Annotated in this window: 26 protein-coding genes; 5 read left to right on the top strand and 21 right to left on the bottom strand. The window is 52.2% G+C overall.

The genetic code is table 11. The features are described 5' to 3' along the window. Window positions 1-33 precede the first annotated feature (33 nt). From H1D31_RS10290 to ccmA, 15 genes are all read right to left on the bottom strand, one after another. Window positions 34-1,446: a mannose-1-phosphate guanylyltransferase/mannose-6-phosphate isomerase gene (locus H1D31_RS10290; protein WP_261258319.1), complete on the bottom strand. Its 1,413-nt coding sequence runs from the start codon at window positions 1,444-1,446 to the stop codon at window positions 34-36. Between the two features lie 82 nt (window positions 1,447-1,528). Further along, window positions 1,529-2,176 carry a transposase gene (locus H1D31_RS10295; RefSeq protein WP_261258322.1) on the bottom strand — a complete coding sequence of 216 codons (648 nt, stop codon included), beginning with the start codon at window positions 2,174-2,176 and terminating at the stop codon, window positions 1,529-1,531. 108 nt (window positions 2,177-2,284) lie between these two features. Then, a complete protein-coding gene (gene cysN / locus H1D31_RS10300) occupies window positions 2,285-3,688 on the bottom strand; it encodes a sulfate adenylyltransferase subunit CysN (RefSeq protein WP_065956640.1) in 1,404 nt (467 codons plus the stop codon). Between the two features lie 17 nt (window positions 3,689-3,705). Beyond that, entirely contained in the window at window positions 3,706-4,614 is a 909-nt protein-coding gene (cysD, locus tag H1D31_RS10305) for a sulfate adenylyltransferase subunit CysD (RefSeq protein WP_008607987.1), read from the bottom strand. 211 nt (window positions 4,615-4,825) lie between these two features. Next, entirely contained in the window at window positions 4,826-5,950 is a 1,125-nt protein-coding gene (gene wecB / locus H1D31_RS10310; RefSeq protein ID WP_008951769.1) for a non-hydrolyzing UDP-N-acetylglucosamine 2-epimerase, read from the bottom strand. A 106-nt stretch (window positions 5,951-6,056) separates the two neighbouring features. Next, window positions 6,057-6,860, bottom strand: coding sequence for a VacJ family lipoprotein (locus H1D31_RS10315; protein WP_261258326.1), 804 nt, complete (start codon window positions 6,858-6,860; stop codon window positions 6,057-6,059). A 1-nt stretch (window position 6,861) separates the two neighbouring features. After that, the gene (gene ccmI / locus H1D31_RS10320; RefSeq protein WP_261258328.1) at window positions 6,862-8,091 is read right to left on the bottom strand and encodes a c-type cytochrome biogenesis protein CcmI; all 1,230 of its coding nucleotides are present in this window, start codon (window positions 8,089-8,091) and stop codon (window positions 6,862-6,864) included. Beyond that, window positions 8,088-8,591 (bottom strand): cytochrome c-type biogenesis protein CcmH, encoded by a 504-nt coding sequence (locus tag H1D31_RS10325; protein WP_039925226.1) that lies wholly within the window; start codon window positions 8,589-8,591, stop codon window positions 8,088-8,090. Before H1D31_RS10325 ends, ccmI begins: the two co-directional genes overlap by 4 nt. Beyond that, window positions 8,588-9,166, bottom strand: a complete 579-nt coding sequence (locus tag H1D31_RS10330; protein WP_261258330.1) for a redoxin family protein — start codon at window positions 9,164-9,166, stop codon at window positions 8,588-8,590. The genes H1D31_RS10325 and H1D31_RS10330 overlap by 4 nt, the downstream gene beginning before the upstream one ends. After that, on the bottom strand, window positions 9,159-11,120 hold the full coding sequence (locus H1D31_RS10335) for a heme lyase CcmF/NrfE family subunit (RefSeq protein WP_261258332.1): 1,962 nt from the start codon (window positions 11,118-11,120) through the stop codon (window positions 9,159-9,161). Before H1D31_RS10335 ends, H1D31_RS10330 begins: the two co-directional genes overlap by 8 nt. A 3-nt stretch (window positions 11,121-11,123) precedes the next feature. Continuing rightward, the gene (gene ccmE, locus H1D31_RS10340; RefSeq protein ID WP_008607980.1) at window positions 11,124-11,654 is read right to left on the bottom strand and encodes a cytochrome c maturation protein CcmE; all 531 of its coding nucleotides are present in this window, start codon (window positions 11,652-11,654) and stop codon (window positions 11,124-11,126) included. Next, the gene (ccmD, locus tag H1D31_RS10345; protein ID WP_008607979.1) at window positions 11,654-11,947 is read right to left on the bottom strand and encodes a heme exporter protein CcmD; all 294 of its coding nucleotides are present in this window, start codon (window positions 11,945-11,947) and stop codon (window positions 11,654-11,656) included. Before ccmD ends, ccmE begins: the two co-directional genes overlap by 1 nt. Next, the gene (locus H1D31_RS10350; RefSeq protein ID WP_008607977.1) at window positions 11,944-12,681 is read right to left on the bottom strand and encodes a heme ABC transporter permease; all 738 of its coding nucleotides are present in this window, start codon (window positions 12,679-12,681) and stop codon (window positions 11,944-11,946) included. The genes ccmD and H1D31_RS10350 overlap by 4 nt, the downstream gene beginning before the upstream one ends. 1 nt (window position 12,682) lies before the next feature. Beyond that, the gene (gene ccmB / locus H1D31_RS10355) at window positions 12,683-13,348 is read right to left on the bottom strand and encodes a heme exporter protein CcmB (RefSeq protein ID WP_261258336.1); all 666 of its coding nucleotides are present in this window, start codon (window positions 13,346-13,348) and stop codon (window positions 12,683-12,685) included. Next, window positions 13,342-14,001, bottom strand: coding sequence for a cytochrome c biogenesis heme-transporting ATPase CcmA (ccmA, locus tag H1D31_RS10360; protein WP_261258338.1), 660 nt, complete (start codon window positions 13,999-14,001; stop codon window positions 13,342-13,344). Before ccmA ends, ccmB begins: the two co-directional genes overlap by 7 nt. 233 nt (window positions 14,002-14,234) lie before the next feature. Between ccmA and H1D31_RS10365 the strand changes: the two genes are divergently transcribed. Continuing rightward, window positions 14,235-16,274: a flagellar hook-length control protein FliK gene (locus H1D31_RS10365; RefSeq protein ID WP_261258339.1), complete on the top strand. Its 2,040-nt coding sequence runs from the start codon at window positions 14,235-14,237 to the stop codon at window positions 16,272-16,274. A gap of 68 nt (window positions 16,275-16,342) precedes the next feature. On the opposite strand, the gene H1D31_RS10370 is transcribed toward H1D31_RS10365, so the two are convergent. Then, window positions 16,343-17,755 carry a sodium-dependent transporter gene (locus H1D31_RS10370; protein ID WP_261258341.1) on the bottom strand — a complete coding sequence of 471 codons (1,413 nt, stop codon included), beginning with the start codon at window positions 17,753-17,755 and terminating at the stop codon, window positions 16,343-16,345. Between the two features lie 167 nt (window positions 17,756-17,922). On the opposite strand from H1D31_RS10370, the gene H1D31_RS10375 reads away from it, so the two are divergent. Then, on the top strand, window positions 17,923-18,222 hold the full coding sequence (locus H1D31_RS10375) for a YciI family protein (protein WP_008607961.1): 300 nt from the start codon (window positions 17,923-17,925) through the stop codon (window positions 18,220-18,222). Between the two features lie 30 nt (window positions 18,223-18,252). Next, entirely contained in the window at window positions 18,253-19,272 is a 1,020-nt protein-coding gene (gene galE / locus H1D31_RS10380) for a UDP-glucose 4-epimerase GalE (protein WP_261258344.1), read from the top strand. Between the two features lie 83 nt (window positions 19,273-19,355). On the opposite strand, the gene H1D31_RS10385 is transcribed toward galE, so the two are convergent. Together H1D31_RS10385 and H1D31_RS10390 are read right to left on the bottom strand one after the other, a co-directional pair. Further along, a complete protein-coding gene (locus H1D31_RS10385) occupies window positions 19,356-20,006 on the bottom strand; it encodes a response regulator (RefSeq protein ID WP_261258346.1) in 651 nt (216 codons plus the stop codon). Then, complete coding sequence (locus tag H1D31_RS10390) at window positions 19,999-21,141, bottom strand: sensor histidine kinase (RefSeq protein ID WP_261258349.1); 1,143 nt, start codon at window positions 21,139-21,141, stop codon at window positions 19,999-20,001. Before H1D31_RS10390 ends, H1D31_RS10385 begins: the two co-directional genes overlap by 8 nt. A gap of 133 nt (window positions 21,142-21,274) precedes the next feature. Here H1D31_RS10390 and H1D31_RS10395 point away from each other — a divergent pair, with 133 nt between their 5' ends. After that, complete coding sequence (locus H1D31_RS10395; protein WP_261258351.1) at window positions 21,275-22,018, top strand: hypothetical protein; 744 nt, start codon at window positions 21,275-21,277, stop codon at window positions 22,016-22,018. A gap of 111 nt (window positions 22,019-22,129) precedes the next feature. Then, a complete protein-coding gene (locus H1D31_RS10400) occupies window positions 22,130-22,930 on the top strand; it encodes an SDR family oxidoreductase (RefSeq protein ID WP_008607956.1) in 801 nt (266 codons plus the stop codon). 52 nt (window positions 22,931-22,982) lie between these two features. Here the strand turns inward: H1D31_RS10400 and rluB are convergent, their stop codons facing one another. The 3 genes from rluB to H1D31_RS10415 are packed head-to-tail and all read right to left on the bottom strand — an operon-like array spanning window position 22,983 to window position 25,383. Further along, the gene (rluB, locus tag H1D31_RS10405; RefSeq protein WP_261258353.1) at window positions 22,983-23,969 is read right to left on the bottom strand and encodes a 23S rRNA pseudouridine(2605) synthase RluB; all 987 of its coding nucleotides are present in this window, start codon (window positions 23,967-23,969) and stop codon (window positions 22,983-22,985) included. Then, window positions 23,969-24,562 (bottom strand): SMC-Scp complex subunit ScpB, encoded by a 594-nt coding sequence (gene scpB, locus H1D31_RS10410; RefSeq protein ID WP_008951751.1) that lies wholly within the window; start codon window positions 24,560-24,562, stop codon window positions 23,969-23,971. Before scpB ends, rluB begins: the two co-directional genes overlap by 1 nt. Further along, complete coding sequence (locus tag H1D31_RS10415) at window positions 24,562-25,383, bottom strand: segregation and condensation protein A (RefSeq protein ID WP_065955240.1); 822 nt, start codon at window positions 25,381-25,383, stop codon at window positions 24,562-24,564. The genes scpB and H1D31_RS10415 overlap by 1 nt, the downstream gene beginning before the upstream one ends. Between the last annotated feature and the right edge of the window lie 3 nt (window positions 25,384-25,386).

Below are 25,386 nucleotides of genomic sequence, written 5' to 3' on the forward strand. Positions count from 1 at the left end.
TTATCCACAGCACTCCGGTACCGGTCTGACCAGTTAAACGCGGCCATAAAGGTCAGAAAAACGCACAATATCATCTTCGCCAAGGTAGGCACCGGATTGCACTTCGATCAGTTCTAATGGGATTTTGCCCGGATTCTCCAGCGAGTGAACGGCGCCAATCGGGATATAAACCGACTGATTCTCTGTTAACAGTTGCTGCTGCTGATCAATAGTGACCTTCGCAGTGCCATGCACCACTATCCAATGCTCAGCCCGGTGATGATGCATTTGGATCGACAGTTTTTCACCTGGTTTTACCGTGATCCGTTTCACCTGATAGCGATTGCCATTGTCGATACTGTCGTACTTACCCCAGGGCCGGTATACCTCACGGTGAATATAATGTTCGCTACGCCCTGCCTGCTTGAGTTGCTGCACGATATGCTTGACGTCCTGCACCTGATCTTTAGCCGCAACCAGCACCGCATCCTTAGTTTGAATCACAACGGTATTATGCAAACCAACGGTCGCAACAACGCCTGTTTCTGCAAAGATATAATTATCGCTGGAACCATGCTGAAGCACATCGCCAAGCTGCACATTCCCGGCCTGATCTTTATGACTAATTTCCCAGAGGGATGACCAGGAACCGACATCACTCCAACCGGCATCCATTGGCACCACTACCGCCTGGTCGGTTTTTTCCATTACCGCATAATCAATTGATTCTGACGGACAAGCAGCGAATGCCTGCTTGTTTACCCGGATAAAGTCCAAATCAGGTTCGGTTTGCGTCATTGCCTGTTCACAGGCAGTCATAATATCAGGGCGGAATTTCGCTAATTCAGCAAGAAAAACACTGGCTTTAAACAGGAACATACCGCTATTCCAGTAGTACTCGCCGCTGGCCAGGTATTGCTCGGCAACAGCCCGGTTTGGTTTTTCAACAAACTCGGCAACGCTGAATGCCGCATCAGATACTGCCGACACAGCTCCGCGACGAATATAGCCGTAACCGGTTTCTGGCGCTGTGGCGACTATCCCAAAAGTGACCAGTTGATCCGCTTCCGCCAGCTTCGTAGCACGCTGCACTGACGCTTGAAACGCCTGCACATCCTGAATGACGTGATCGGCAGCTAGCACCAGTAGTAAGGGGTCATCACCATTGCGTCTGGCGGAAAGTGCAGCTAAAGCGATAGCCGGCGCGGTATTCCGACCAGCTGGTTCAAGAATGATATTGTGGTTAAGCTGTGATAACTGTCTTAACTGCTCGGCGGCAATAAAACGGTGCTCTTCGTTACAAATCACCAAGGGTAGCTCAGCTGCCATACCAGATAACCTGGCAAGTGTTGCTTGTAGCATGGTGGCGTCGCCACAAAGTTTAAGAAATTGCTTTGGCATCAGCTCGCGTGACAGGGGCCACAAACGGCTGCCGCTGCCACCGGCCATAATAACGGGTAGTAACATACTCGATCCCTGAAAATAGAATGTTACCCGCTACTTTAAATCATCAGCCAAAATAAGCAACTTTTGCCGCTCGCTCCGCAACTTATCCACAGCACTCCGGTACCGGTCTGACCACTTCTGGCTGCTGCCGGTTAACCCAATTTTTAGTCAATGCCAGACGTATCTGTTTTAACTCCTCTGCACTCATCTCAGTATTGAATAATTCCCGATAGGCTTTAAGGCGGCTGAACTGACAGTCTCCCAGCGCAAGATAAGTTTTATGTGGCTGAATAATAGCAGATTTCATCCCACAGGCATTGGTGTGGAAACTCGACCAATGATAGCCAGCCGGCGTAGCCGACAGACCTGCCCGCACCGGGTTAAGCTCAATATAACGATAACAGGCCAACAGATAATAGTCGCTTTCTATGCTGCTGGCGAAGTACTTACTATCCCAGACTGTCCCGGTACGTTGCCGGTTTGTATTAAAATAACCGGCGTATTTACGCCCCAAACATTGCATAAAATGAGGCAGTTCTGCGCCGTCATCCGGTGTCACGAGCAGATGATAATGATTGGACATTAGCACAAAGGCATGTAGCTTTATTGAGAATGCCTCGAGCTTGTCGCACAACATGCTGAAAAAGGTTCCTTTGTCTGCTTCACCACCAAAACAGGGCATGCGGTTATGCCCACGGTTAACCAGATGGTACGGCATACCACTGACAAAAAATCGCGGTTTCCTGGCCATAAATTAACCTCCTATTAAATATTTTTTAAAATAGAAGATAAGTTGGCGACCGGCAAACCCGGACAATACCGGTCAGAGGTCTGACCGGTACCGGAGTGCTGTGGATAACTACTGGTTTTGTAGTTGAGGGAAGTGTTTACGCAGTAACTGGATTAACTCATATTCAAAGGCAGACAATCCCTCGATAGGAGCTTGAGTTGGCTGCTGATTCACCAGCGCGGCTTCAATCATCCCCGCGCCTACTGTCAGGTTGCTCAGCCTGTCGATGATAATAAAGGCGCCGGTTTGTTTGTTTTTGCTGTACGCATCAAATGGCATTGGCTCGGCCAGCTTCAGATCGACCAGGCCAATTTCATTCATTGCCAAGACTTCTGCCGTTTTCTCAGCCAGGGTGTTAACATCAATACGATAATGCAACTTCTCAACTTCACCGGATGTGGTCTTGCAAGCGAATTTAATGTAGTATTGCCGCTCTGGCTTCATCGCATTTTCATGCATCCAAATCAGTTTGGCGCGCAGGCGTGATGACACATGCGGCAACGCATCCTTTTTCACCAACATATTGCCGCGGCTAATATCCACTTCATCATTCAGGGTCAGCGTGACAGCCTGGCCAGAGTGGGCTGAAACCAGGTTACCATCGAAAGTAACGATCTCTTTGACGGTAGAGACTGTACCTGATGGCAGCACCCGCACCGCGTCACCTACTGCGATACTGCCTGAGGTAATGGTACCCTGAAAGCCACGAAACTCGGAGTTTGGCCGGCTTACCAGTTGCACCGGGAAGCGGAAATCCTCATTGGCGACCGGACTGATGTCGATGTTTTCCAGATACTGCATCAAGGTTGAACCACGGAACCAGCTTAGCTTTTCACTGGTGTTCACCACATTATCGCCTTCCAGCGCCGAGATCGGCACAAAGCGGATATCCGGAATATCTAACGCCCCAGCCAGTTGCAAATAATCATCCTGAATTTCCTTGTAGCGACTTTGCGAATAGTCCACCAGATCCATTTTGTTAATGGCTACGATCACATGCTTGATGCCCAGCAATGAGCAAATAAAGCTATGTCGCCGGGTTTGGGTTTGTACGCCTTTACGCGCATCAATCAGGATGATCGCCAGATCACAGGTCGAGGCACCAGTAGCCATATTACGGGTATACTGCTCGTGGCCCGGCGTATCAGCAATAATAAATTTGCGCTTATCGGTCGAGAAATAGCGGTACGCCACATCGATGGTAATGCCCTGCTCGCGCTCAGATTGCAGACCGTCGACCAAAAGTGCCAGGTCAACCTTATTGCCCTGAGTGCCGACTTTTTTACTGTCTTCGGTAATAGCCGCCAGCTGATCTTCAAAGATCATTTTGCTGTCGTGTAACAGCCGGCCGATCAGGGTACTTTTACCATCATCAACACTGCCACAGGTAATAAACCGCAGTAACTGCTTGTTTTCGTGTTGTTTTAGGTAGGCCAGAATATCTTGTTCAATTAATGGTGATGCATGACTCATAACGATAACCTCTGACCTTAAAAGTAACCTTCAATTTTTTTCTTTTCCATCGAGCCACTGCTATCGTGATCGATCACCCGCCCCTGCCGTTCAGAGGTTTTGGTCAGTAGCATTTCCTGGATAATCTCCGGCAGCGTTGCAGCAGCAGACTCTACTGCCCCCGTCAGCGGATAACAGCCCAGGGTTCTGAAACGCACTTGTTTAAGCTGCGGCACTTCGCCATCCTTAAGCGGCATGCGCTCGTCATCCACCATAATCAAGGTGCCGTCGCGCTCTACTACCGGCCGCTCCTTGGCAAAATACAACTTAGGAATTTCGATATTTTCCAGATAGATGTATTGCCAAATATCCAGCTCGGTCCAGTTGGAGAGCGGAAACACGCGGATACTTTCGCCTTTATCGACCCGGCCATTGTAGATGTTCCACAGCTCCGGGCGCTGATTTTTCGGGTCCCAGCGATGGTTGCGATCACGGAATGAGTACACCCGCTCTTTAGCACGGGATTTTTCTTCATCACGCCGAGCGCCGCCAAAGGCTGCATCGAACTTATACTTATCCAGAGCCTGTTTCAGGCTCTGGGTTTTCATAATATCGGTATGTTTGGCACTGCCATGGCTAAAAGGTCCGACATTCAGTGCCAGGCCATCCGGATTGATGTGCACCAGCAGCTCAAAACCATGTTGTTTCGCCATCTGGTCACGAAAGGCAATCATCTCTTTGAATTTCCAGGTGGTATCGACATGCAACAGCGGGAACGGAATTTTACCGGGGTAAAAGGCTTTGCGCGCCAAATGCAGTAGTACAGAGGAGTCTTTCCCTACCGAATACAGCATCACCGGATTCTCGAACTCGGCAACCACTTCACGGAAAATTTGAATAGACTCGTTCTCGAGGGCTTTTAGATGGCTCAAGCTAGGTGTGGCCATAACAACTCCAACATCAGGATAAGTAATGGCGGCAGCTTACCAGAACGCTAGCGCGGCAATTATCGTGTTTTGGAATAACTTATTTCCATCCAGATGTCTGTAACTTATCCACAGCACTCCGGTACCGGCCTGACCTCTGAGGTCTTACCGGTACCGGAGTGCTGTGGATAACAGTTTTCCCAAAAGGGAGTGCTGTAGGTATGAAGGCGGGTTAGCGGAGCGTTTTCAGGCTGGCTAAAATGCGGCTGCAGGCGTTGCCATCACCATAGGGGTTATGGGCAAAGCTCATACTCTCGTAGTAGCTGCTATCGGTGAGTAACCTCGTCACTTCGCTGACAATTTTTGCCTTGTCGGTACCAACCAGTTTAACCGTACCGGCGGCAACAGCTTCCGGCCGCTCTGTGGTATCGCGCATTACCAGCACTGGCTTACCTAAAGACGGTGCCTCTTCCTGAATACCACCCGAGTCGGTTAATACCAGATAGCTGCGGTTCATCAGGTAAACGAATGGCAGATAATCCTGTGGTGGGATCAGATGCACATTTGACACGCCGCTCAGCAGCCGATAGACCGGCTCCTTTACATTAGGATTCAAATGCACCGGGTACACGATGTCGCAGTCCGGGAAGCTTTTCGCGATGTCAGCCAGGGCAGCACAGATCTGCTCAAAGCCACCACCGAAACTTTCGCGCCGATGGCCCGTAACCAGAATCATCCGCCGCTCAGGCTGGACAAAGGGAAACTGCGCAGCGAATTGCTGATTTAATTCCGCATTGCCTTCAATCTTTGCCACCACTTGCAGCAAAGCATCGATAACGGTATTCCCGGTGATCACGATATGCTCAGGTGCAACCCGCTCGGCCAGCAAGTTATCTGCAGATGTTTGGGTTGGCGCAAAATGCAGCCGGGTTAAGGCACCAGTCAATTTGCGGTTTGCCTCTTCCGGCCAGGGACTATAGATATTGCCGGTACGCAAGCCTGCCTCAACGTGGCCCACGGCAATCTTTTCATAATAACAGGCCAGCGCAGCGGCAAAGGTCGTACTGGTATCACCGTGTACCAAGACGATATCCGGCTGGAACTCACGCAGTACCGGTTTGATATTTAACAGAATACTGGTCGTAACATCATACAGGTCCTGACCAGGCTTCATGATAGCGAGATCGTATTCAGGCTTAATCTCAAAGAGTTTTAATACCTGATCCAACATTTCCCGGTGCTGGCCGGTGACGCAGACCCGGCTATCAAAGGCAGCATCCTGCTTTAACTGATTAACCAGCGGCGCCATCTTGATGGCTTCTGGCCGGGTACCGAATACGCTTAGTACTTTAATCATTGTGTCCCTCTGTTTCTTAACCTGGTTGAATCTGTCATCTGGTCAGATCGGTACCGGAGTGCTGTGGATAAACTGGTCAGACCGGTACCGGAGTGCTGTGGATAAGTTATTCGATTTCGTCGAGGAAATCGAGGGTGTCGTCATCCAGGGTTTCTTCCGGTGGCGGTGGGTTGCCGTCGTAGATCTTAAAGCGTTGGCGCTGGAAGTAGGCTTCTTTCACAAACGAATACGGATCAAGCGAGTTGTTCAGCATGTCTTCCACCTGCATCAGCTCTTCGCGGGCATCCAGCGCCATAATCGCCGCGCGGGTCAGGGTTAGCGGGGTATTTAACAAGCCCAGCGGGAAATACAGGTTATCAACAATACCGCCCGCGGTACCGCGGATTGTCGTTGGCCCGCGCGCCGGCACCATTAAATAAGGGCCATCACCAACACCCCAGACGGCCAGAGTCTGGTTAAAGTCTTCATCGGCCGGTTCCAGACCCATCTTTCTGGCAACATCAAATAAGCCGACGATGCCCACAGTGCTGTTTACCAGAAAACGGCCTGCGCTTACGGCGGCTTTTTCCGGCTTGGCTTGTAACACACTGTTTAGAAAACTCGCCGGCTCACCGAGATTGTCGACCACATTCTTTAGGCCTTTGCGCGCAGGCTTGGGCACTATCGTCATATAGCCTACCGTTGCCGGGCGCAGAAGATACTCGTCCAGCACATCGAGGTTAAAGTCAAATAATGGCCGGTTCACCCGCTCCCAGGGATCACGCGGATCGTCATACACGACAGTCCTCGGCGCTTGTTGCGCGGCTGTTCCCGCTGTCGCGGCTTGCTGCTCTGCTTGTTTTGAGCTGGCACAGCCAGTTAGCAATACCGCCGTTAACAACAGCGCGACACTTTTTATCGGAGATAACATATTACTCTTCCAGAGTTAAGGCTAAACGAAGATCAGTTGCTGTAAATTCCAGCGGCGCTGATACCACTTCAACATCCTGAGCAGTGCGCTCCACTGTACCTGACACTGCCATACGCGCTACCACTTCAATAAGTTCAGCCTGATTCAGATCCCAACCCGGCTGCATTGCATCGTCGACCGTCAGGGTAACATTCAGCACTCCCGCCTGCATCGGTAAACGCTTCACGGCCAAAGGCACGGCCGGTCCGCCTGCGGCTCTGACAAAGACCAACAGTACGGCGTCCGGATGCGCGGCGGCAAGCTCATTACTGACTTGTAACGTCAAGCTAACGGAACGGCCAGCGGTCTGTGTAGCAGAGCTGTTGACCAATGTCTCAGACGCTGCAGCTTTTAATTCGTTCAAACGTTCCTGCACCACCACTAACCGCGGATCATCCTGCTCTAACCTGTCTGCCAATAACTGCCAGGCGGCGGTCGCTTGTTCGTTGTCACCGCGCTCATAGGCGATTAACGCCATCAGCGAAATAGCATCGATGTTTTCCGGCTCGCGCATTAATACCTTGGCGACACTCTGGCCGGCTTTGGCCAGATTCAAATCGCCACCCAGCATAATCAGGGCCTGACTGTAACTAATCAACACCGGCGTACGCTCCGGCATCAGCTTTAACGAGCGCTCAAACGACTCTACCGCTTCCTCCAGCATGCCAAGTGTCATCCACACCCGACCCAGCAGCATCCAGGCAATGGCATCATCCCCCTCTTTTGCCAGCTTGGTGCGCAGCGCCAGCGAGAATAACTGCATATCACGCTCACCCATAGGTTCGCCCTCCCCCAGCAACGCGCGCTGACCAAAGGCCGGTAAATTTTGCTGTGCATATTCCCAGTCGCCAAGCTGGCGGTAGTGGCCATTCTGACTATAGGTCAGCCCGACAATTACAGCCGTTAACAGCACCAGCGTCAGATGAAACATGGCCTTATGCCGCGGCTGCTGATAGCGTATCGCCTGCTGTTCCTGCTCCAAAAACTGCTGTTTTAACTCGGCCGCAGCGGTGCTGAAATCCTGCTCTGCCAGCTCACCGGCATCCCGGGCCAAGGCCAATAATTGCAGGCGTTCTTCGAATAACTGCGCCGGAGTCTGATTATTCTGAGCGCTGGCACGGCGGGGCCAGCAAATAAAAATGGCACTTAACGCCAACATGGCGAGTGCGCCGGCGAATAGCTGCCACATCATGGTTTGGTACTCCGGTAGCGTTCAATAATTTGGTCCAGTTGCTGATCCAGCGCGGCCTGTTGCTGGCTTGCTGGCGCTGTCTCCTCGCAGGGCTGTTCAGCGCCCTGCATATTGCGTTGTAGCGCACGGCGGCGCAGTTGAAACAGCAACAAGCTAACCAGCACCAGTACAGGTAATAGCCACAACCAAATGGTGATCGAATTGACCGGCGGCTGATAATGCACAAAGTTGCCATAGCGGTCGATCATAAAATCCAGTACCTGCTGCCGGCTATAGCCCTGTAACACCAGTTCATGGGTTTTTTCGCGCATATCGACCGCGACCACGGCATTGGAGTCGGCGATATTCTGATTCTGACATTGCGGGCAACGTAGCTCGGCCGTTAACTGCGCATACAGACGCCGTTGCTGCTCAGACTCAAACTGCAACAGCTCCTGACTGGTGCTGGCGTGCAGCTGTGCTGCGGCCAGCAGGCATAACACCATTACGAGTCTTATCATGGTTTGGCCGCCCATTGCTGATAAATTGGTGCCAGCTTACTGCGCCACACCTGCGGGTTGATATCGCCGATATGATGCGCCCGCACTATGCCGTCGGCATCAACAATAAAATGCTCAGGTGCACCACTGACGCCCAAATCCATCGACAAGCGACGCTGACGATCCAGAATATTAAACTGATAGGGATCACCAAAGGCCTGCAGGCGGCTTTGCACATCGGCTTGCAGTTTGGTTAAGTCGAACACCTCACCGAACATCGGATCTTCCGGCAATACATAGTACAAGCCGATAATCCGCACTCCCTGCTCGTTGCGCAGCTGGCTCATATAACCGAGCTCAGCATTACAGGTTGGGCACCAGATCCCCCAAACATTCAGCAGGTAAGCCTCGCCTTTCAGGTTCTCTGGCGTCCAGATTTGCTCCGGGCTCATCAAGTCCGGTAGGGCAAATTGCGGCAGCGGCTTGCCAATAATGGCAGAGTCGCGTTCGCGCGGATCAGAAAACAAGCCACTTAGTAAAAATAGGGACAAGCCCAGAAACGCCAGTAACGGAATATAAAACAGGACTTTACGCATGCTGGGCTCCCGCTTGGGTGCCGGTACGGCGGTAGCGTTTATCCAGTAACGAAATCAGGGCGCCGATAGCCATTAACAGGCCGCCAAGCCAGATCCAGCGCACGAAGGGTTTTACGTAGACCCGAATCGCCCAGGCATTACCCGGTAGCGCTTCGCCCAGCGACACATAAAGATCGCGGCTCAAGCGGGCATGAATAGCCGCTTCGGTCATCACCATGCGCTGAATGTTGTACTCGCGCTTCTCGGCATGTAAGTGGGTAACATAGCGACCATCAACAGTGCGGACATCCAGCTCGGCCGCTTCGCCACCGTAGTTAGGGCCATTTAGCTTATACACATCCTGTAATTCAAATTCATAGCCGGCCAGCACTACCCGATCGCCAATCGCCATCCGCACATCGCGCTCTTCGCTGTAAGTCAGCGTCATGGCGATACCGACGATCATTACCGCAAAACCAATATGCGCGACTGTCATGCCGTAATGCGATGCCTGTAATCTGGCGACACCAGCAGTCACTGAGCCAAACTGTTGTAAACGCTGATAAATTTCAAACAACGCTGATACACCAACCCAGGCACCGAGCAACAAACCAAGTAACGCCAGATTAGCGGCGATGCTTTGGGTGGCGGCCATAGTACCCAGCGCCAGTATCAGCGCAAAAATAGCCACCAGTGACAACGGCTTTAACAGCGGCGCCGCTTTTTGTTGCTTCCAGCGCACCCAGGGGCCTATACCCAGTAACAGTGCAAAAGGAATATTCAGGTAGTAAAACATCTGGTTAAAGAACGGCTCACCAATCGAAATTGAGCCCAGGCCCAGCTCTTTATGTACCAGCGGAAACAGGGTACCCAGCAACACCACCAGGGTAGCGGTGAGCAGAAAGACGTTATTTCCCCACAGCATGACTTCGCGCGAGAACAGCTCATAACGGGCCTGGCTGCGCACTGAATGCATACGGCTGGCGTATAGCAGCAGCGAGCCGCCAATCACCAGTAGCAGGAAAATCAGTAAAAACACGCCACGCTCCGGATCGGCAGCAAAGGAATGTACCGACACCAAAACACCGGAGCGGACTAAAAAGGCACCCATTAAACTTAGCGAGAAGGCACCCAGTGCTAAAAGTACGGTCCAGGATTTAAAGGTGCCGCGCTTTTCGGTTACCGCCAGACTGTGAATGAGGGCGGTACCGACGAGCCAGGGCATAAAGGAGGCATTTTCAACCGGATCCCAGAACCACCAACCGCCCCAGCCCAGCTCTTTATAAGCCCACCAGCTCCCCAGCATGATGCCTAGGGTTAAAAATAACCAGGCTGCCAGGGTCCAGGGCCTTGCCCAGCGTGCCCAGGTGCTGTCGAACTTGCCACCGAGCAGCGCCGCAATGGCAAAAGCAAAGGACACCGCAAATCCAACATAGCCCATATACAGCAACGGCGGATGAATAATCATGCCGTAGTCTTGCAGCAAGGGGTTAAGATCGCTGCCCTCAACCGGATAAAACGGCAGGCTGCGCTCAAAGGGGTTGGACATAAACAACGAGAAGGCGATAAAACCAATGTTGATCAGTCCCATAATGCCGAGGATCCGTCCTTGCATCAGCAATGGCAGACCTTTGGAATACTGCGCCACCAAAGCGGTCCAGGCGGCCAGGATCATCACCCATAGCAGCATCGAGCCTTCGTGCGAACCCCAGGTTGCCGTTAGCTTAAAATACCAGGGCAAAATTGAGCTGGAGTTGGAAGCGACATTAATAACGGTAAAATCATCGTGGTAGAAGGCCCAGCTTAACGCCAGAAAGGCCAACAGCGTAAATACAAACATGCCAACTGAAAGCGGCTTTGCCACCAGCAGCGCACGCTCATTGGCGGTATAGCTGCCAATCAGTGGAATAACACCCAGCAGTACCGACAGCGCAAAGGCGAATGTCAGCGTAAGCTGACCAAATTCAGGGATCATCGCCTAGCCTCCGTAGTTGCCAGTACTGCTACTATTATTTTGCTGCGGGTTTTGCGGTGGATTCTGCTGCCACTGGCTAGGTGGCACATGGCGGATGCCTTTTACCGCTTCGGCCACTTCCGGCGGCATATATTCTTCGTCATGCTTAGCTAATACTTCTGAGGCGACCAGTAGCGTTGGGGCTTTTAAGATGCCCTGTGCGACTATGCCCTGCCCTTCGCGAAACAGATCCGGCAGAATACCGTCATACTCAATGGTCGCGATTTCACCGCTATCATCGGTTAAATCAAAACGTACCCGCAAACTGGTTTCATCACGCTGTACCGTGCCCGGCACTACCATGCCACCCAGACGCAACCTTTGCCCTACCTCGGGCTTCACTTTATTTGGGCCTGTGCCACTAACCAACTGGCCCGGGGTATAGAACAAATTAATATTCTGACTCAGCGCATATAGCATGGCGCCAACGGCACCGGCCATCAGGCCAATCACCAGGATGATGGAAAACAGGCGTTTCTGACGTCTTGATTGCATTAGGTCTGTTGCTCCTGATACTGCTTAACACGTTGCTCGCGTGCCAATTTTGCTTCGAGCTGCTGTTTAAATTGCCGATGATTAAAATAACTCCAGATGATTAACCCAATTAGCAAAAGATAGGTTAAGGCATAGGCCAGCCAAACATAAAAGGCATAACTGACACCATTGCTCGCCATTTGTAGAAAATCGCTAAAGCTGGCGAAATAGAACGGAAAAAGACCAAAAAGTTTCTGCGGGATCTCTGCAGCGGCACTAAAAACCAGTGCGAATTCAACAAGACTGTGCATCATACTTTACCCACCAGTTGTTTTACCCAGGGCCTGTGCTGCTCGTTTTCCAGAATGGCAGTACGCAACCTTACACAGGTTAACCATAACATCACTAGCTTAAAGGCCAGTAAACTCATTAATAATGGCCATAACATACTGGGATCAATCGACGGCTTGGCAAATTTGGTAATGGTTGCACCCTGATGCAACGTATTCCACCATTCAACTGAAAAGTGAATAATGGGCAGATTAATGGTACCAATTACAGCCAGTAAACTGGCTACCTTAGCCCCGGTTTGCCGGTCAGAGAAGGCACCATGTAATGCCATTACTCCAAAATATAAAAATAACAGGATGAGCTGTGATGTTAAGCGTGCATCCCATACCCACCAGGCGCCCCACATCGGCTCACCCCAGGCCATACCGGTCAGCAGAGCAATGGCGGTGTATACCGCGCCGATAGGTGCAATTGCCAGCACCGCCCATTGTGCGGTTTTAATTTGCCAAACCAGAGCAGTAAAAGCAGCGATCGCCATGGCCATATAGGCACCCATCGACATAATGGCCGACGGCACATGGATATGGATAATACGGTAGCTGTCACCTTGCTGGTAATCGGTTGGCGTAAAGCCAAGGCCCCAGATATTACCAAGCAGCAGCGTAAAGAGTGCGGCAGCCATTAACCAGGGCGAAAGTTTACCGCAAAAATGATAAAGGGTTTCTGGCTTGGCCAGCGGATGTAACCACTTAAACATATCAGCTCACATTTATCTTAAGCGCACTGCACACTGCCATCGGCACCAGTGCCAGCGCAAACAATACGATTGCCAGTAAAATTGCCAACTGTCCCTGATATGCTAATCCCATGCTGGCAGCTTCGATCGCCGCACTGGCAAAAATTAGCAGCGGAATATACAGCGGCAGAATCAGCAGTGCCAGTAAAATCCCACCCTTATCGGCGGAAACCGTAATAGCCGCGCCTAACACGCTCAATAAACTCAGCACCGGGGTGCCAAGCAGCAGAGTTAACGCCATCGCTTGCAATGCCGGCAGCTCCAGATTAAACAACAGTGCCACCAGCGGTGATAACAATACCAGCGGCAAACCGGTGCTTAACCAGTTAGCGCTGATTTTCGCCAGCACAAAAGGCAACAGCGCGTGCCGGGCAGCCACCAGTTGCTCTATCACCCCGTTACGGTAGTCATCCTTAAACAGCCGCTCGGCAGCGAGTAACACGCTAAGCAGTGCCGCGATCCAGACAATACCCGGTGCCATTATACGCAGCATATTGGGCTCCGGGCCAACGCCAATTGGGAACAGGGTCAGCACTATGATAAAAAACAGTACCGGATTGAGCCAGTCGGACTTTTGCCGGGCCAGCAGCCGCAGTTCGCGTTGTAAAAAGACACCGTAGCTTACCATCGGTAGTGGATCTCCAGGGCAAAGAGCCCGGCATACTGCAGGCTAAGCGGCTGATGGGTGGTCAGAATAATGGCGCCGCCCTGCTCTAAATGGGCGATAAAGTGCTGTTGCAAGGTGCCGATAGCCGTTTGATCCAGCGCGGTGAAAGGCTCATCCAGGATCCACAGCTCTGCCCGGCTGGCCCAAAGCCGGGCAAGTGATACCCGGCGCTGCTGTCCGGCCGATAACATCCGGCACGGAATATCCTCTAAGCCTGCCAGCCCTAAACTCGCCAGCAACGCCAGATCATCGGCCGGCTTCAGATCAGTTGCCGCACGCCAGAAGCGTAAATTTTCCAGTGCAGTTAGTTGCTCGTGAATACCACTTTGATGACCAATAAAGCACAGGTTAGCCGCGTAATCGGCACTAACGTCAGATAGCGGGCGCCCCTGATAATACAGCTCGCCTTCTTCCGGCCTCGCCAAGCCGGCCAGAATACGTAATAAGCTACTTTTGCCGGCGCCATTTTTGCCTTTGATTTGTAATAACTGCCCGGCGCTGACACTGAGCGATAATTGCTCGAATAGCACCCTGTCCTGCTTGACGCAGCTAAGCCCGCTGGCGCTGAGCAGCGCGGCTGGGGTGTGATTTAAAGTTGACTGAGTAAGATCCACTGGCCTTAACTATCGACTCTGCAAAAAATTGCGCGCATAGTAGCATAACAGGCGGCGAAAACGAATCAGAACCGGTACTTAGCCATGATCCAGATCAGCATCTTCCACGCAACTTATCCACAGCACTCCGGTACCGGTCTGACCAGCTTAACCAGCGCACTGTTGTGCAGAGCCTCGCACCGACTTGAGCTTTCAGACTGTTGCTACATCCAGCGATATCGGGTTATCCGTTAATGGATCCTCTATTGCCTTTATCTGGTGGTGTGCTGTCAGCGTTACCGCAACAAAAAACCCAACTGTCACTGAATACGCCCTACCCGGCGCAATTGCTGCAAGATGCTGACCCCGTGCTACGCCTGCAAGTTGGCGGGCGTGAACTGCGCTTGCCACTACATCATTTACCAGCTCTGCCGCTGGCTCAGCCCCTGACAGTTAGTGTCAGCTTAAGCCAGGGAACATCGCTACAGCTAAATCTGAGCCTGCCAACAGCCAGCGTGACGGTGCCACTTACCCCGGCGCAAGTTGCTGCGTTACAAGATCCCAAGGCGCTGGCCCTGCTTACCCAACAACTTAACCGCGGCGAAACACCCAACCTGGCCGGTAGCCCGGTTATGACATCCGCCCTCAGTACGCTGCTGGCGGCAAAAATTCCGTTGCAGCTGAACCTGAATGCCAGCGGGGAGCTAAGCATTCAACCCGAACAACCCGCTAAAAGCTTAACTTTACCACTCAGTGTGCTAAAAGAGCCGGCCTTGCTACAAAGCTTAGTTGCAGAGAAACTGCCGCTAATGAAACAATGGTCGGCAGCGACGAGTCAGGAGAGCACGATGAAACCCCTGAACCTGGATCAGGCCCTGCAACAACTAAGTGGCGTAAAAGTTGAGTTAAGCAGCGCCAAACTGCAGGCTGGCGCCGATTATTTCGCCCGCTTACAGTTAAACGCCAAGCAAGGGCCGGAATTATTGATCCAAACTGCGCAAGGCCCTGTGCGTCTGCCACTGCAACAACTGCCGGCTATCCCCAGCGGGGTTCCGTTACTGCTGCAAATGCAACCGCTGGCCGATGGAGGGGTGCAGCTGCAGGTTAAAGTGCTGGCAGGTGTCGCAACAGAGGTACCGCTTAGCAGCGCACAGCTGCGCCTGTTACAGGACCCAAAACAGCTGGCGTTGTTGCAACAGCAACTTAGTCGTGGTGAAGCACCGCCACAACTGGCCGGCGAGCCCTTTAAATTACCAGCAGGCATCACGACTACGCCGCAGACTGTCACACTGCAACTGTTAAACCAGTTAACCAATAATACTGCCGCGAGCAAAAGCCCGGCCGGCAGCCTGAGTATTCTGCCGATTGCTGCCGAGCAGCAACTGCAGTTAAGTCAGAAAGATTTGCTAAAGCCTTTGCCATGGCAAACCTCTGCCACGGAGCGTCCGGCAGCGGTAAATCTGAATAACAGCACCAGCGTTGCCGAGCAGGGTTGGCGGCAACTGTTACCTTTACTTAGCAGCAGCCCGGCGCGGCTGGCAGCACTGCCGGAGATGCCACCGGCTGTCGTTGCCCTGCTACAACAGATCAGGCAAGCACAACCGGATGGGCAACGCGTTTTAACTGTCGCGGAAGTGCAGCAGCAGTTACAGGCGGTGCTGCAATTTCAACCGCTGCAATTGCAGCCCAACACCAGTACCGGCGCCGGCACCCTGGCTATTGCCATTCAGCTATTGCTGGGGCATTTGTTGCGACAACCGTCAGCGCAAGCATCCCGCAGCAATAGTGCCACTCAGACTATGGCGCAGCAGATCAGTCAGCTGGATAGTCAGCAAGCCAGTCAGCTGCTGCGGGCACTGGGCAGTCACAGTAGCTTGCTGCAGTTATCGCAGTTACAAAATGCCGATCTGCCACAGCTGCAACAACAGTGGTTTATTCCACTGGCATTGCAGCAACAGCAGGAAAGCCGGATCAGCGAGATCTTACTGGAACAACGGGAAGCGAAAGAGAAGAACGGCGCTGGCAAACAAAAACACTGGCAACTGACGATGAAGTTTGATTTGGGGCACTATGGCCAATTACTGGTAGTGGCTAAGCTGGCGGCGCAGGATCTGCAGTTACAGTTTTATACTGACCAGCCCGCCGCACTACAACAAGCAGAAAAATTTTTACCGCTGCTGACTGAGCGTTGTCAGGCGCAGGGGCTTAATCTTAGTCAGGCGGCTTGCCAGCTTGGGAAAATTCCCGACACCCTTGGCAGCCGCCGTACCAGCCTGATCGCCACTCAGGCCTGATTTATCCACAGCACTCCGGTACCACTCCGACCAGTTTATCCACAGCACTCCGGTACCGGTCTGACCAGTTAGAACAGTAAGTTTTTACCAAAATAAATGGTCGATACGGTATTCACAAAAATAATTAACAGGATCAGTGGGATAAAAGTACCCAACGAGAAATTAACGTATTTCTGCAGCACTGTGCCGGCAAAACCGGGATTTCCGTCGGCGATTTCTTTATCCAGATTGTGTGCTTTCCAGCGATAAACCACAAACAAACACAGCAGGAAGCCATTTAATGGCAGAATGGTTTCGTAAAACATATCGTAAACCAAATCAAAGAAAGACTTGTTGTTGCCGCCATAGCTTAGAATATTGCTCAGCCAATCAATACGGCCAAACGACAAAGCACAGACTACCGCCAGCAGCACCATGGCACCACCCAATGAGTACAGCGCTTTGCGCCGGCTTAATCCCTTACCATCCATCACGCTGGCCACCGGCACCTCGATAATCGACACCAGCGAGGTCATGGCGGCAAAAAACACCAGCAAGAAGAAAAAAGCAGCAATAAAGGAGGCACCGAAATAGCCTATGTCAGCCTGCAATGCCAGGAAGATTTTTGGCAGGAACATAAAAATCATACCAATGCTGGATTCTGACAGTTCGGCTATTTGAATGTCCGGATTAAACGAGAACACCGCAGGCAAGATCAGCAAACCTGAGCAGGCCGCAACCAGCAAGGATAAGCCGGCTACCGTTTTACCGGCTGAGACGATATTGTCATGTTTTTGGATATAAGAGCCATAGGTGATCAGAATCCCCATTGCCAGCGACAAGGAAAAGAATGCCTGCGCCAGCGCGCCATTTAATACCTGTCCGGTGAGCTTGGTGAAGTCCGGGATCAGGAAAAACTTAACGCCCAGCATGGCATTTTCTTTAGTTAGCACGTAAATAACCAACAAAATCAGCATAATAAACAATGTTGGCATCAAGATGGTGGTGGCTTTTTCAATGCCCTTTTTCACACCGCCTTGCAGGATCAGAAAGGTTAAGCCCACGACGATGGCCATATACACGAACAGCTCATTACTATTGATAAAGGCGCCGAAGCCATCAGGGTCAGCAAGTTGATCAAGCTGACCAAGCAGCGCCTTACCGAGGTAACCGGCGATCCAGACGGTGATCACCAGATAGAACACCCCAATCATAAAGGGCGTAATCACCGATAACCAACCCACAGTACGCCAGGCCCGGTTTTGGCCAATTTGGGTGTAAGCGCCAAGTGGGTTTTGCCGCGTGTGACGCCCCAAGCTCATCTCGGCCAGCATCACCGGTAAACAAATAAAGAACACGAAAATCGCGTACATGATAAGGAAGGCGGCGCCGCCATTTTTACTGGCCATTACCGGAAAGGCGACCAGATTACCGATACCAACTGCGGAGCCGGCCGCGGCCAGAATAAAGCCAAGGCTGGAACTGAATTGTTCACGTTTCATGCGTGGGTGGACTCCCTGAATGGATTTTTTTAGTTATTGTTAGAAAAAGCGCCTTCATGCTAACAGCCTGTGGCGGGAAATCCTAGCCCGACCTGCCGGCCTGAATTGGTTTTAAAGCACAAATCTGCTAAGGTGCAGCCAGAATTTCTAGCGTAGCGAGTTTTAACATGTTCTATATGATTTATGCCGAAGATGCGGCCAATAGTCTGGAAAAACGGTTACAAGCCCGGCCGGCGCATTTAGCCCGCCTGGAGCAATTAAAAACTGAGGGGCGGCTGCTAATGGCAGGCCCGCTGCCCGCCATTGATTCGGACAATCCGGGCGCAGCCGGCTTTACCGGCTCACTGGTGGTGGCTGAATTCCCATCGTTAGCAGAAGCAGAAGCCTGGGCCGCGGCTGACCCGTATTGGGCAGCAGGCGTTTATGTTAAGGCGACTGTTAAACCCTATAAAAAAGTCTTGCCTTAACTGTTTCGTTTTTTAGCCAAAGGATTGCCTATGAGCTCTTATATTTTGCTGACCGGCGGTGCTGGTTACATCGGTAGCCACACAGCACTGTGTTTGCTGCGCGCCGGCTATAACGTGATTAGCTTTGATAATTTTAGTAACAGCTCGGCAGAGTCGCTAAAGCGGGTAGAACAACTTGCCGGGCGCACGCTGTTAAGTATCACCGGTGATATTCGCGATCAGGCGGCGCTAACGGCAGTATTCAGCCAGTATAAAATCAGCGCGGTGGTTCATTTCGCGGGTTTAAAGGCGGTAGGTGAATCGACCGAACTGCCCCTGCATTATTACGACAATAACGTCTCGGGTACTGTTACCTTGTGCCGGGTGATGCGGCATTTTAATGTCAAAAAGCTGGTATTCAGCTCTTCGGCCACCGTTTATGGTGATGCCAAGGAAGTGCCGATCAAAGAAACCTCGCCCCGCTCGGCCACTAACCCTTATGGCCAGAGTAAGCTGATGATTGAGCTGATCCTGGAAGACCTGGTAAAGGCCGAACCAGACTGGTCTATTGTCCTGCTGCGCTACTTTAACCCGGTCGGCGCCGATGAAAGTGGCCAGATCGGCGAAGATCCTAATGGCATTCCGAATAATCTAATGCCGTTTATTTCCCAGGTCGCGGTCGGCAAACACCAACAACTCAGTGTGTTTGGTAACGATTATCCGACCAAAGATGGTACCGGCGTGCGCGATTATATTCATGTCGTGGATTTAGCCAATGGTCATTTAAAGGCGCTGCAATATCTGGAACAGAGTAAAGGTGTTGAGGCGATTAACCTGGGTACGGGCGTTGGCTACAGCGTGCTGGATATGGTTAAAGCCTTTAGCGAAGTGAATCAGGTGGCGGTGCCGTATCAGATTGCGCCGCGTCGCCCCGGTGATATTGCGGTCTGTTATGCTGAGCCAACTAAAGCCCTGACTTTACTGGGTTGGAAAACAGAGAAGACACTGGACGATATGGTGCGCGATACCTGGCGCTGGCAGAAACACAACCCCAACGGCTATCGCAACTAGCAGGTCCGACCCTGCTCTTACCAAAGAAAATGGAGCCGTGTGAATAAGCTGGCCAGACCGGTACCGGAGTGCTGTGGATAAGTTTAGGGGGTGATAAGGCCCAGCTCCAAAGCCAGTAATACCGCTCGGGTGCGATCCCGCACCCCGAGCTTACTTAAGATGGTCGAGCACTGGTTTTTTACTGTGCCTTCAGATTTAAACAGGGCGCTGGCAATTTCTTTATTACTGTAGCCAGCCGCCATTAGCCGCAAAATCTCCAACTCTTTATCTGTTAGCGGCTCTGGCAACGCCGGCTTGCGGTACTGAGTATCGGCACTGCCGGGTAATTGCTGCAATAAGCGCTCAGTAATAGTAGGTTGAAAACAGCTACCCCCGGCCGCCAGGCTCTCGATGGCTTTGATTAGCGTATCCAGCGACACATCCTTTAATAGAAAGCCACGGGCGCCGGCTTGCAGGCTTTGCAGTACCAACTCATGGTCGTCAAAGGTGGTCAATACCAGCACCGGCGTATCGCTGCCGGCTGCTTTCAAGGCTTTAATGGCGGCGATGCCATCCATTTTCGGCATCGACAGATCCATCAGGATAACTTGGGGTTGGCAGCTTTGCCACAGTGCTACGACTTCACTGCCATCACAGGCTTCGCCGACCACTTCGACCTTACCGGATATCGCCAGCAAGCTGCGAATGCCATCACGGATTAGCTTCTGATCGTCGACTAATAACACTTTAAACATCGGCCACTCCTGCCTGAGGTAACCAGATTTGTAACGCCAGACTTCCGGCATCAGCGGCAAGATGCAGCTTGCCGCCACATTCGGCAACGCGCTCGCGCATGCCAATCAGACCGTTACCTGGCTGCCAGTTTGCCTTTAGCTGACCATTATCTTTAATCTCTAAGGCGATGCCCTGCTCTGCCTCCCTGGCATGGATCCACAAGCAGCTGGCATTGGCATGTTTTAGGGTATTACTGATGGCTTCCTGCACCAGATACTGTAGATGCTGAGCCTGATTTAAGGAGCTGGCTTTTAATTTGGGTGCTATATCCAGCTCAACCTGCAAGCTATCCGGTAAATGCTGCAGCAAGGGGGCAAATAACTGCTTTAAATCCAGCTCGGAACTGTCGCGCATCGCGGATACCGCTTCGCGCACATCAGAAAGTAGCAATCTGGCCAGTTGCAGACTTTTCTCAACCTGAAGTTTGGCCTCGCCATCACACTGATAACTGGCAACCTGCAATTGTATCGTCAGCGCCGTCAAATGATGTCCTAATAAATCATGCAGATCGCGGGCGATCCGATTACGCTCTTCTGCGCGTGACGCCAGCTGTAATAGTTGTTGCGCGGCCAGCAATTGACGATGCTTTTCTGTTAATTCAGCGCGCGCCTCGGTTTCAGCCTTAATTGCAGTCTGCATCAGTACCGCAAATAAATGAAAGCTACCGTACAGCGCTGCGGTGATCCACAAACTGCGCTGCTCCAGATAGGCCTGTAAGCCAAACCATAGCGCCACTATGCCCAGGGTCAGTAGCAACGCCAAACGCTGCGACATCAGATGTGGCAGCAAACAGACCCAGATAATGGTCAGTATGGCCAGATAGTCAAAAATAGCGGTCGGTAACAACCACTGTAAGGCGAAGGCGCAGATCAGTGGTAGCGGCAGCAGCCAGCGACCATAGCGGCCACCAAGACCCAGTGGATGCTGCTCCTGCGTCAGAAAGATAAAGCTCATACCATAGAGTAACAATAGCAGGCTGGCTGGCAGCAGTGGCTGTGGTGCAGGCAGCCGTAATAGCAGCATCAAAGTGATACCGGATACCAGTAGCCAGGTCAGGATGCCGGCCAGGGTTGCCAGCGGAAAATGGTATTTCATCAGCTCATTATGACGTTTGTCGTAACGAGTGCAATAGGCCAAAAGTCATGTGCGAAAATCCTGACTTCCGGCACCTGCGGTCGGGCAACTGCAAGCGTAAGCTGAATCTGTTTTCAGCCAGAGGAGGCGTTAAATGAACTACTTACATACCAGCTTACTTGCTCTGCACATTTTATTGGGGGGCATTTGCCTGATGTTGTTTTGGGTGCCGGTCGTCAGTGCCAAAGGCAGTATGTTACACAATACAGCCGGTAAGCTTTACTACCAGATGATGCTGTTAATTGCGGGCTCCGGGGTACTGATGTGCCTGATGGTGCTTTATAGCCCTACCGTGGTTTATGGCCAGAACCCGAACTGGACCGCAGCACAACTGCAGAAATTTATTACTGAGCGGCGGCTGTTTTCGTTCTTTCTGTTGCAACTCAGCTTATTAACCTGGGTGACAGTGCGACATGCATACGGTGTGCTGAAAGTAAAAGCCGACCTGGCACAGCTGCGGGTATGGTCTTATCAGGGGCCGGTATGGGCGTTGTTGGTCGGTAGTGTTGCGCTGGCAATAGTCGGTATTGCTGCCAGTGATTTGTTATCAATCATCTTTAGCGGTGTGGGTGCTATGACAGTGATTGGGATTTTGCGTTATATCCGTCAACCCACTTTGCAGCCCCGGCAATGGATTATTGAGCACTTTACTTCAATGATTGGCACCGGTATCGCGCTTTACACTGCCTTTTTTGCTGCCGGTGGCCGCCGCTTACTGGCCGAAGTGCTGACTGGTCAATGGCAAGTGATTAGCTGGATTATCGCCCCGGTGATGGGTATCAGTGCCATTATGCTGTTTAAGCGCCACTTTAGCCGTAAATTCCGGGTCGGCAGCTAACTTATCCACAGCACTCCGGTACCGGTCTGACCAGTCAGCGTGACTTCACTTTGACAGTCACACTGCAAATCCCCTAACATCGGCCATCTGTATCTTAAGATGGCCATAACGATGACAATATCGCTACAAGACAAGGTGATCTGGATCACCGGTGCGTCAGGGGGCATCGGTGAAGCTTTGGCAAAGCAATTTGCCGCAGCCGGCGCCAAGGTGGTGCTGAGCGCCCGCCGTAGAACAGAGCTTGAGCGCGTGCAACAAAGTCTGCCGCAACCGGAACGGCATTTAACGGTACCGTTGGATATCTGCGATGAGCATGCTCAGCAGCAAGCGCTTGATAAGATTATTCATCACTACGGCCGGCTGGACTGGCTGATCAATAACGCCGGGATCAGTCAGCGCGCACTAGTGATGGATACCAGCAGCGACACTGATCGCAAAATTATGGAAATTGATTACTTTGCTCAGGTGGCGCTGAGTCGGCGGGTGTTGTCGGTGATGTTAAAACAAGGCACCGGCCAGCTGGTGTTTATCTCCAGTGTCGCCGGTTTAGTCGGTACCCAATACCGCGGCAGCTACTCTGCTGCTAAGGCAGCGCTGCACTTATGGGCCAATAGCGTGCGGGCCGAGCTGTATAACCAGGGTATTCGCGTGGCGGTGGTTTTCCCCGGCTTTGTGAAAACCGCGGTATCAATGAATGCACTAACCGGCAGTGGCGAAGCGCTCGGTAAAATGGATGATGCCCAGGCAAAAGCCATGACTGCCGACGAGTTTGCTACAGCAACACTCAAAGCATTGCGCAAAGGTAACAGTTATATTGTTATCGGCGGCTTTAAAGAAAAACTGGCGGCTTTCATCGCCCGGCTATCACCTGAGTTGCTGTACCGGCTGATCCGCAAAAGCAAGGTGCGTTAAGGCAGGTAACTGGTCGTACCGGTACCGGAGTGCTGTGGAGTGCTGTGGATAATTAGCCTCTGCCTTCACGGGTTGGGGTTTTGCCGGTTGGCTGCCGCTGTGCGCTATTGCCTCTACCCGCCTGACCTTTAGTCGCAGTCGGCTTTTTGGCCGGCTCTGCCCGGTTGGCTTTTGCGCTGGGTTCAGTTTTTTTACCAGGCGTTTTCTCGGCAATTTGATGCTTACGCACGGCCCGCTTCATGCTGGCCAGGCGGCGGCGCCGCTCAGTGCGATCTTCCGGTTTTACCAACGTGGCCACTTCATCTTTTAACCCGACCAGGTTACGCAGATAGTTGACTTCAGCAAGGGGATATTCGGTATAACCACCGGCAGGTAAGTGCTTAGGCAACAACAGATCACCATAGCGTACCCGGATCAGCCGGCTAACGACCGCGCCCTGAGATTCCCACATCCGGCGTACCTCACGATTACGGCCTTCAGTAAGCACCACATGGAACCAGCGGTTAATCCCCTCGCCCGGCAGCGCTTTAATGCGTTTAAAGTTAGCTTTACCGTCTTCCAGCTCCACCCCGGTGCGCAGACGCTGGATCATGGCATCGTTAATCTCACCGAAAACCCGCACCGCATATTCGCGTTCTACTTCAAATTTAGGGTGCATCAGGCGGTTAGCCAGCTCGCCGTCGGTGGTGAACAGCAGCAAACCTGAGGTATTGATATCCAACCGGCCGATGGCGATCCAACGCGCGCCCTTGATATTTGGCAAGCGCGAGAACACCGTAGGCCGCCCTTCCGGATCGGTACGCGAACAAATCTCGCCCTCGGGCTTGTGATAAGCCAGCACCCGACAAACTTGCTGCTCTTCGCTTGCCACCTGCACCGGATGACCATCAACGCGGATCGCCTGAGTCGGGGTAACCCGATCACCCAGGCTAGCCGGTTTACCATCCACGGTCACGCGGCCACGACTGATGTAGTCTTCCATTTCGCGACGCGAACCGATGCCGGCCCGGGCCAAAACTTTCTGTAATTTTTCACTCATTAGTGGAGCTCTCCTGTCATCCCGACGGTGGTTAATAATTCCGCTTCTGCCGGTTGCAAGGCTGCAAACTCGGCTAATGGCGGTAATTGGTCTAAATGGCGTAAGCCAAAGTAATCTAAAAAGGCCTCAGTAGTGGCATAAAGCCCGGGCCGACCCGGTACTTCTTTGTGGCCGACCACCTTGACCCAGCCGCGCTCGGTCAAGGTACGCATAATCTGGCTACTGACCGATACGCCACGAATTTGCTCAATTTCACCGCGGGTAATGGGCTGGCGATAAGCAATTAAGGCTAAAGTTTCCAGCACCGCACGCGAATAACGCGGCGAACGCTCGGGCCAGAGTCTGGCCAGCGGTTCGCTTAATTCAGGGCGGGTTTGAAACCGGTAGCCACTGGCCGTTTCCATCAACTGGATGCCACGAGCACTGTAATCGTCCTGCAGTTGCTTCAGACATTGTAGCAGCCGCTTCGCGCTGACGTTAAAGCCCTCCAGCACTGTGGCTTGCAATTCGGCGCGGCTAAGGGGCTTTTCAGCAGCAAAGATCGCGGCTTCGACAAGTTGCAGTAATTGGATATCGTTAATTTTCTGCGCCATTATGCCTCACTTAGCGCCAGTTTGACATGGATTTGTGCATAAGGCGCCACCTGGATCAGCTCTACCAGCTTTTCTTTGGTTAGCTCCAGGATCGCTAAAAAGGTCACTACCACGCCTTCCCGGCCTTCAGTTAAGTCAAAGCATTCAGCAAACTCCAGATAACCCTGCCGCTGCTGCAGTAAATCCAGAATACGGCTCATCCGCTCCCGGGTCGACAAATGTTCACGCTGAATATGATGATGCGCCAGCGCCTTGCTACGCTTGACTATGTCATTTAAGGCACTGATAAGCTCCGTAAAATCCACATCCGGTAAAATCAATAAAGGGCTGAAGTTATCAGCCAGGCTGGCCTGGGCAGTAAAATAGTCGCGCTCATCGCGCGGTAAGGCATCCAGATCGGTCGCTGCTTGTTTAAAGATTTCATATTCCTGTAAGCGGCGCACCAGCTCGGCGCGTGGGTCGTGCTCATCGTCTTCCAGGTTAGTGATTTTCGGCAACAGCAGGCGCGATTTAATTTCCGCCAGCATGGCGGCCATCACCAGATATTCGGCTGCCAGCTCGAAATTCAGCTCCTGCATCAGCTCAATATATTCCATATATTGCAGGGTAATTTCGTTTACCGGCAAATCGACCAAATCAAACTTATGTTTGCGAATTAAATACAGCAGAAAATCCAGCGGGCCTTCAAAGGTATCGAGCAGCACCTCCAGCGCATCTGGCGGGATATAGAGATCTTCCGGCCGCTCCAGTACCGCCTCACCGCGGACAAAGGCCAGCGGTAACGGTTGCTGTATCGTTAACGGCGGTAGCTGCTCAGCCATCTT

Origin of the sequence: Alishewanella sp. BS5-314 (genome assembly GCF_025377695.1) — a bacterium.
In the GTDB taxonomy this organism is placed as follows: domain Bacteria; phylum Pseudomonadota; class Gammaproteobacteria; order Enterobacterales; family Alteromonadaceae; genus Alishewanella; species Alishewanella aestuarii.

What these genes read in the sequence shown, in the direction of transcription:
- cysD (WP_008607987.1), bottom strand. Translation starts at nt 4,614, where the DNA reads ATGGCCACACCTAGCTTGAGCCATCTAAAAGCCCTCGAGAACGAGTCT.
- H1D31_RS10295 (WP_261258322.1), bottom strand. Translation starts at nt 2,176, where the DNA reads ATGGCCAGGAAACCGCGATTTTTTGTCAGTGGTATGCCGTACCATCTG.
- cysN (WP_065956640.1), bottom strand. Translation starts at nt 3,688, where the DNA reads ATGAGTCATGCATCACCATTAATTGAACAAGATATTCTGGCCTACCTA.
- H1D31_RS10335 (WP_261258332.1), bottom strand. Translation starts at nt 11,120, where the DNA reads ATGATCCCTGAATTTGGTCAGCTTACGCTGACATTCGCCTTTGCGCTG.
- ccmD (WP_008607979.1), bottom strand. Translation starts at nt 11,947, where the DNA reads ATGATGCACAGTCTTGTTGAATTCGCACTGGTTTTTAGTGCCGCTGCA.
- H1D31_RS10400 (WP_008607956.1), top strand. Translation starts at nt 22,130, where the DNA reads ATGACAATATCGCTACAAGACAAGGTGATCTGGATCACCGGTGCGTCA.
- H1D31_RS10375 (WP_008607961.1), top strand. Translation starts at nt 17,923, where the DNA reads ATGTTCTATATGATTTATGCCGAAGATGCGGCCAATAGTCTGGAAAAA.
- H1D31_RS10370 (WP_261258341.1), bottom strand. Translation starts at nt 17,755, where the DNA reads ATGAAACGTGAACAATTCAGTTCCAGCCTTGGCTTTATTCTGGCCGCG.
- H1D31_RS10325 (WP_039925226.1), bottom strand. Translation starts at nt 8,591, where the DNA reads ATGATAAGACTCGTAATGGTGTTATGCCTGCTGGCCGCAGCACAGCTG.
- wecB (WP_008951769.1), bottom strand. Translation starts at nt 5,950, where the DNA reads ATGATTAAAGTACTAAGCGTATTCGGTACCCGGCCAGAAGCCATCAAG.
- ccmI (WP_261258328.1), bottom strand. Translation starts at nt 8,091, where the DNA reads ATGATGTGGCAGCTATTCGCCGGCGCACTCGCCATGTTGGCGTTAAGT.
- H1D31_RS10365 (WP_261258339.1), top strand. Translation starts at nt 14,235, where the DNA reads ATGGATCCTCTATTGCCTTTATCTGGTGGTGTGCTGTCAGCGTTACCG.
- H1D31_RS10290 (WP_261258319.1), bottom strand. Translation starts at nt 1,446, where the DNA reads ATGTTACTACCCGTTATTATGGCCGGTGGCAGCGGCAGCCGTTTGTGG.
- ccmE (WP_008607980.1), bottom strand. Translation starts at nt 11,654, where the DNA reads ATGCAATCAAGACGTCAGAAACGCCTGTTTTCCATCATCCTGGTGATT.
- scpB (WP_008951751.1), bottom strand. Translation starts at nt 24,562, where the DNA reads ATGGCGCAGAAAATTAACGATATCCAATTACTGCAACTTGTCGAAGCC.
- H1D31_RS10395 (WP_261258351.1), top strand. Translation starts at nt 21,275, where the DNA reads ATGAACTACTTACATACCAGCTTACTTGCTCTGCACATTTTATTGGGG.
- H1D31_RS10390 (WP_261258349.1), bottom strand. Translation starts at nt 21,141, where the DNA reads ATGAAATACCATTTTCCGCTGGCAACCCTGGCCGGCATCCTGACCTGG.
- H1D31_RS10330 (WP_261258330.1), bottom strand. Translation starts at nt 9,166, where the DNA reads ATGCGTAAAGTCCTGTTTTATATTCCGTTACTGGCGTTTCTGGGCTTG.
- H1D31_RS10415 (WP_065955240.1), bottom strand. Translation starts at nt 25,383, where the DNA reads ATGGCTGAGCAGCTACCGCCGTTAACGATACAGCAACCGTTACCGCTG.
- ccmB (WP_261258336.1), bottom strand. Translation starts at nt 13,348, where the DNA reads ATGGTAAGCTACGGTGTCTTTTTACAACGCGAACTGCGGCTGCTGGCC.
- galE (WP_261258344.1), top strand. Translation starts at nt 18,253, where the DNA reads ATGAGCTCTTATATTTTGCTGACCGGCGGTGCTGGTTACATCGGTAGC.
- H1D31_RS10385 (WP_261258346.1), bottom strand. Translation starts at nt 20,006, where the DNA reads ATGTTTAAAGTGTTATTAGTCGACGATCAGAAGCTAATCCGTGATGGC.
- H1D31_RS10350 (WP_008607977.1), bottom strand. Translation starts at nt 12,681, where the DNA reads ATGTTTAAGTGGTTACATCCGCTGGCCAAGCCAGAAACCCTTTATCAT.
- rluB (WP_261258353.1), bottom strand. Translation starts at nt 23,969, where the DNA reads ATGAGTGAAAAATTACAGAAAGTTTTGGCCCGGGCCGGCATCGGTTCG.
- H1D31_RS10315 (WP_261258326.1), bottom strand. Translation starts at nt 6,860, where the DNA reads ATGTTATCTCCGATAAAAAGTGTCGCGCTGTTGTTAACGGCGGTATTG.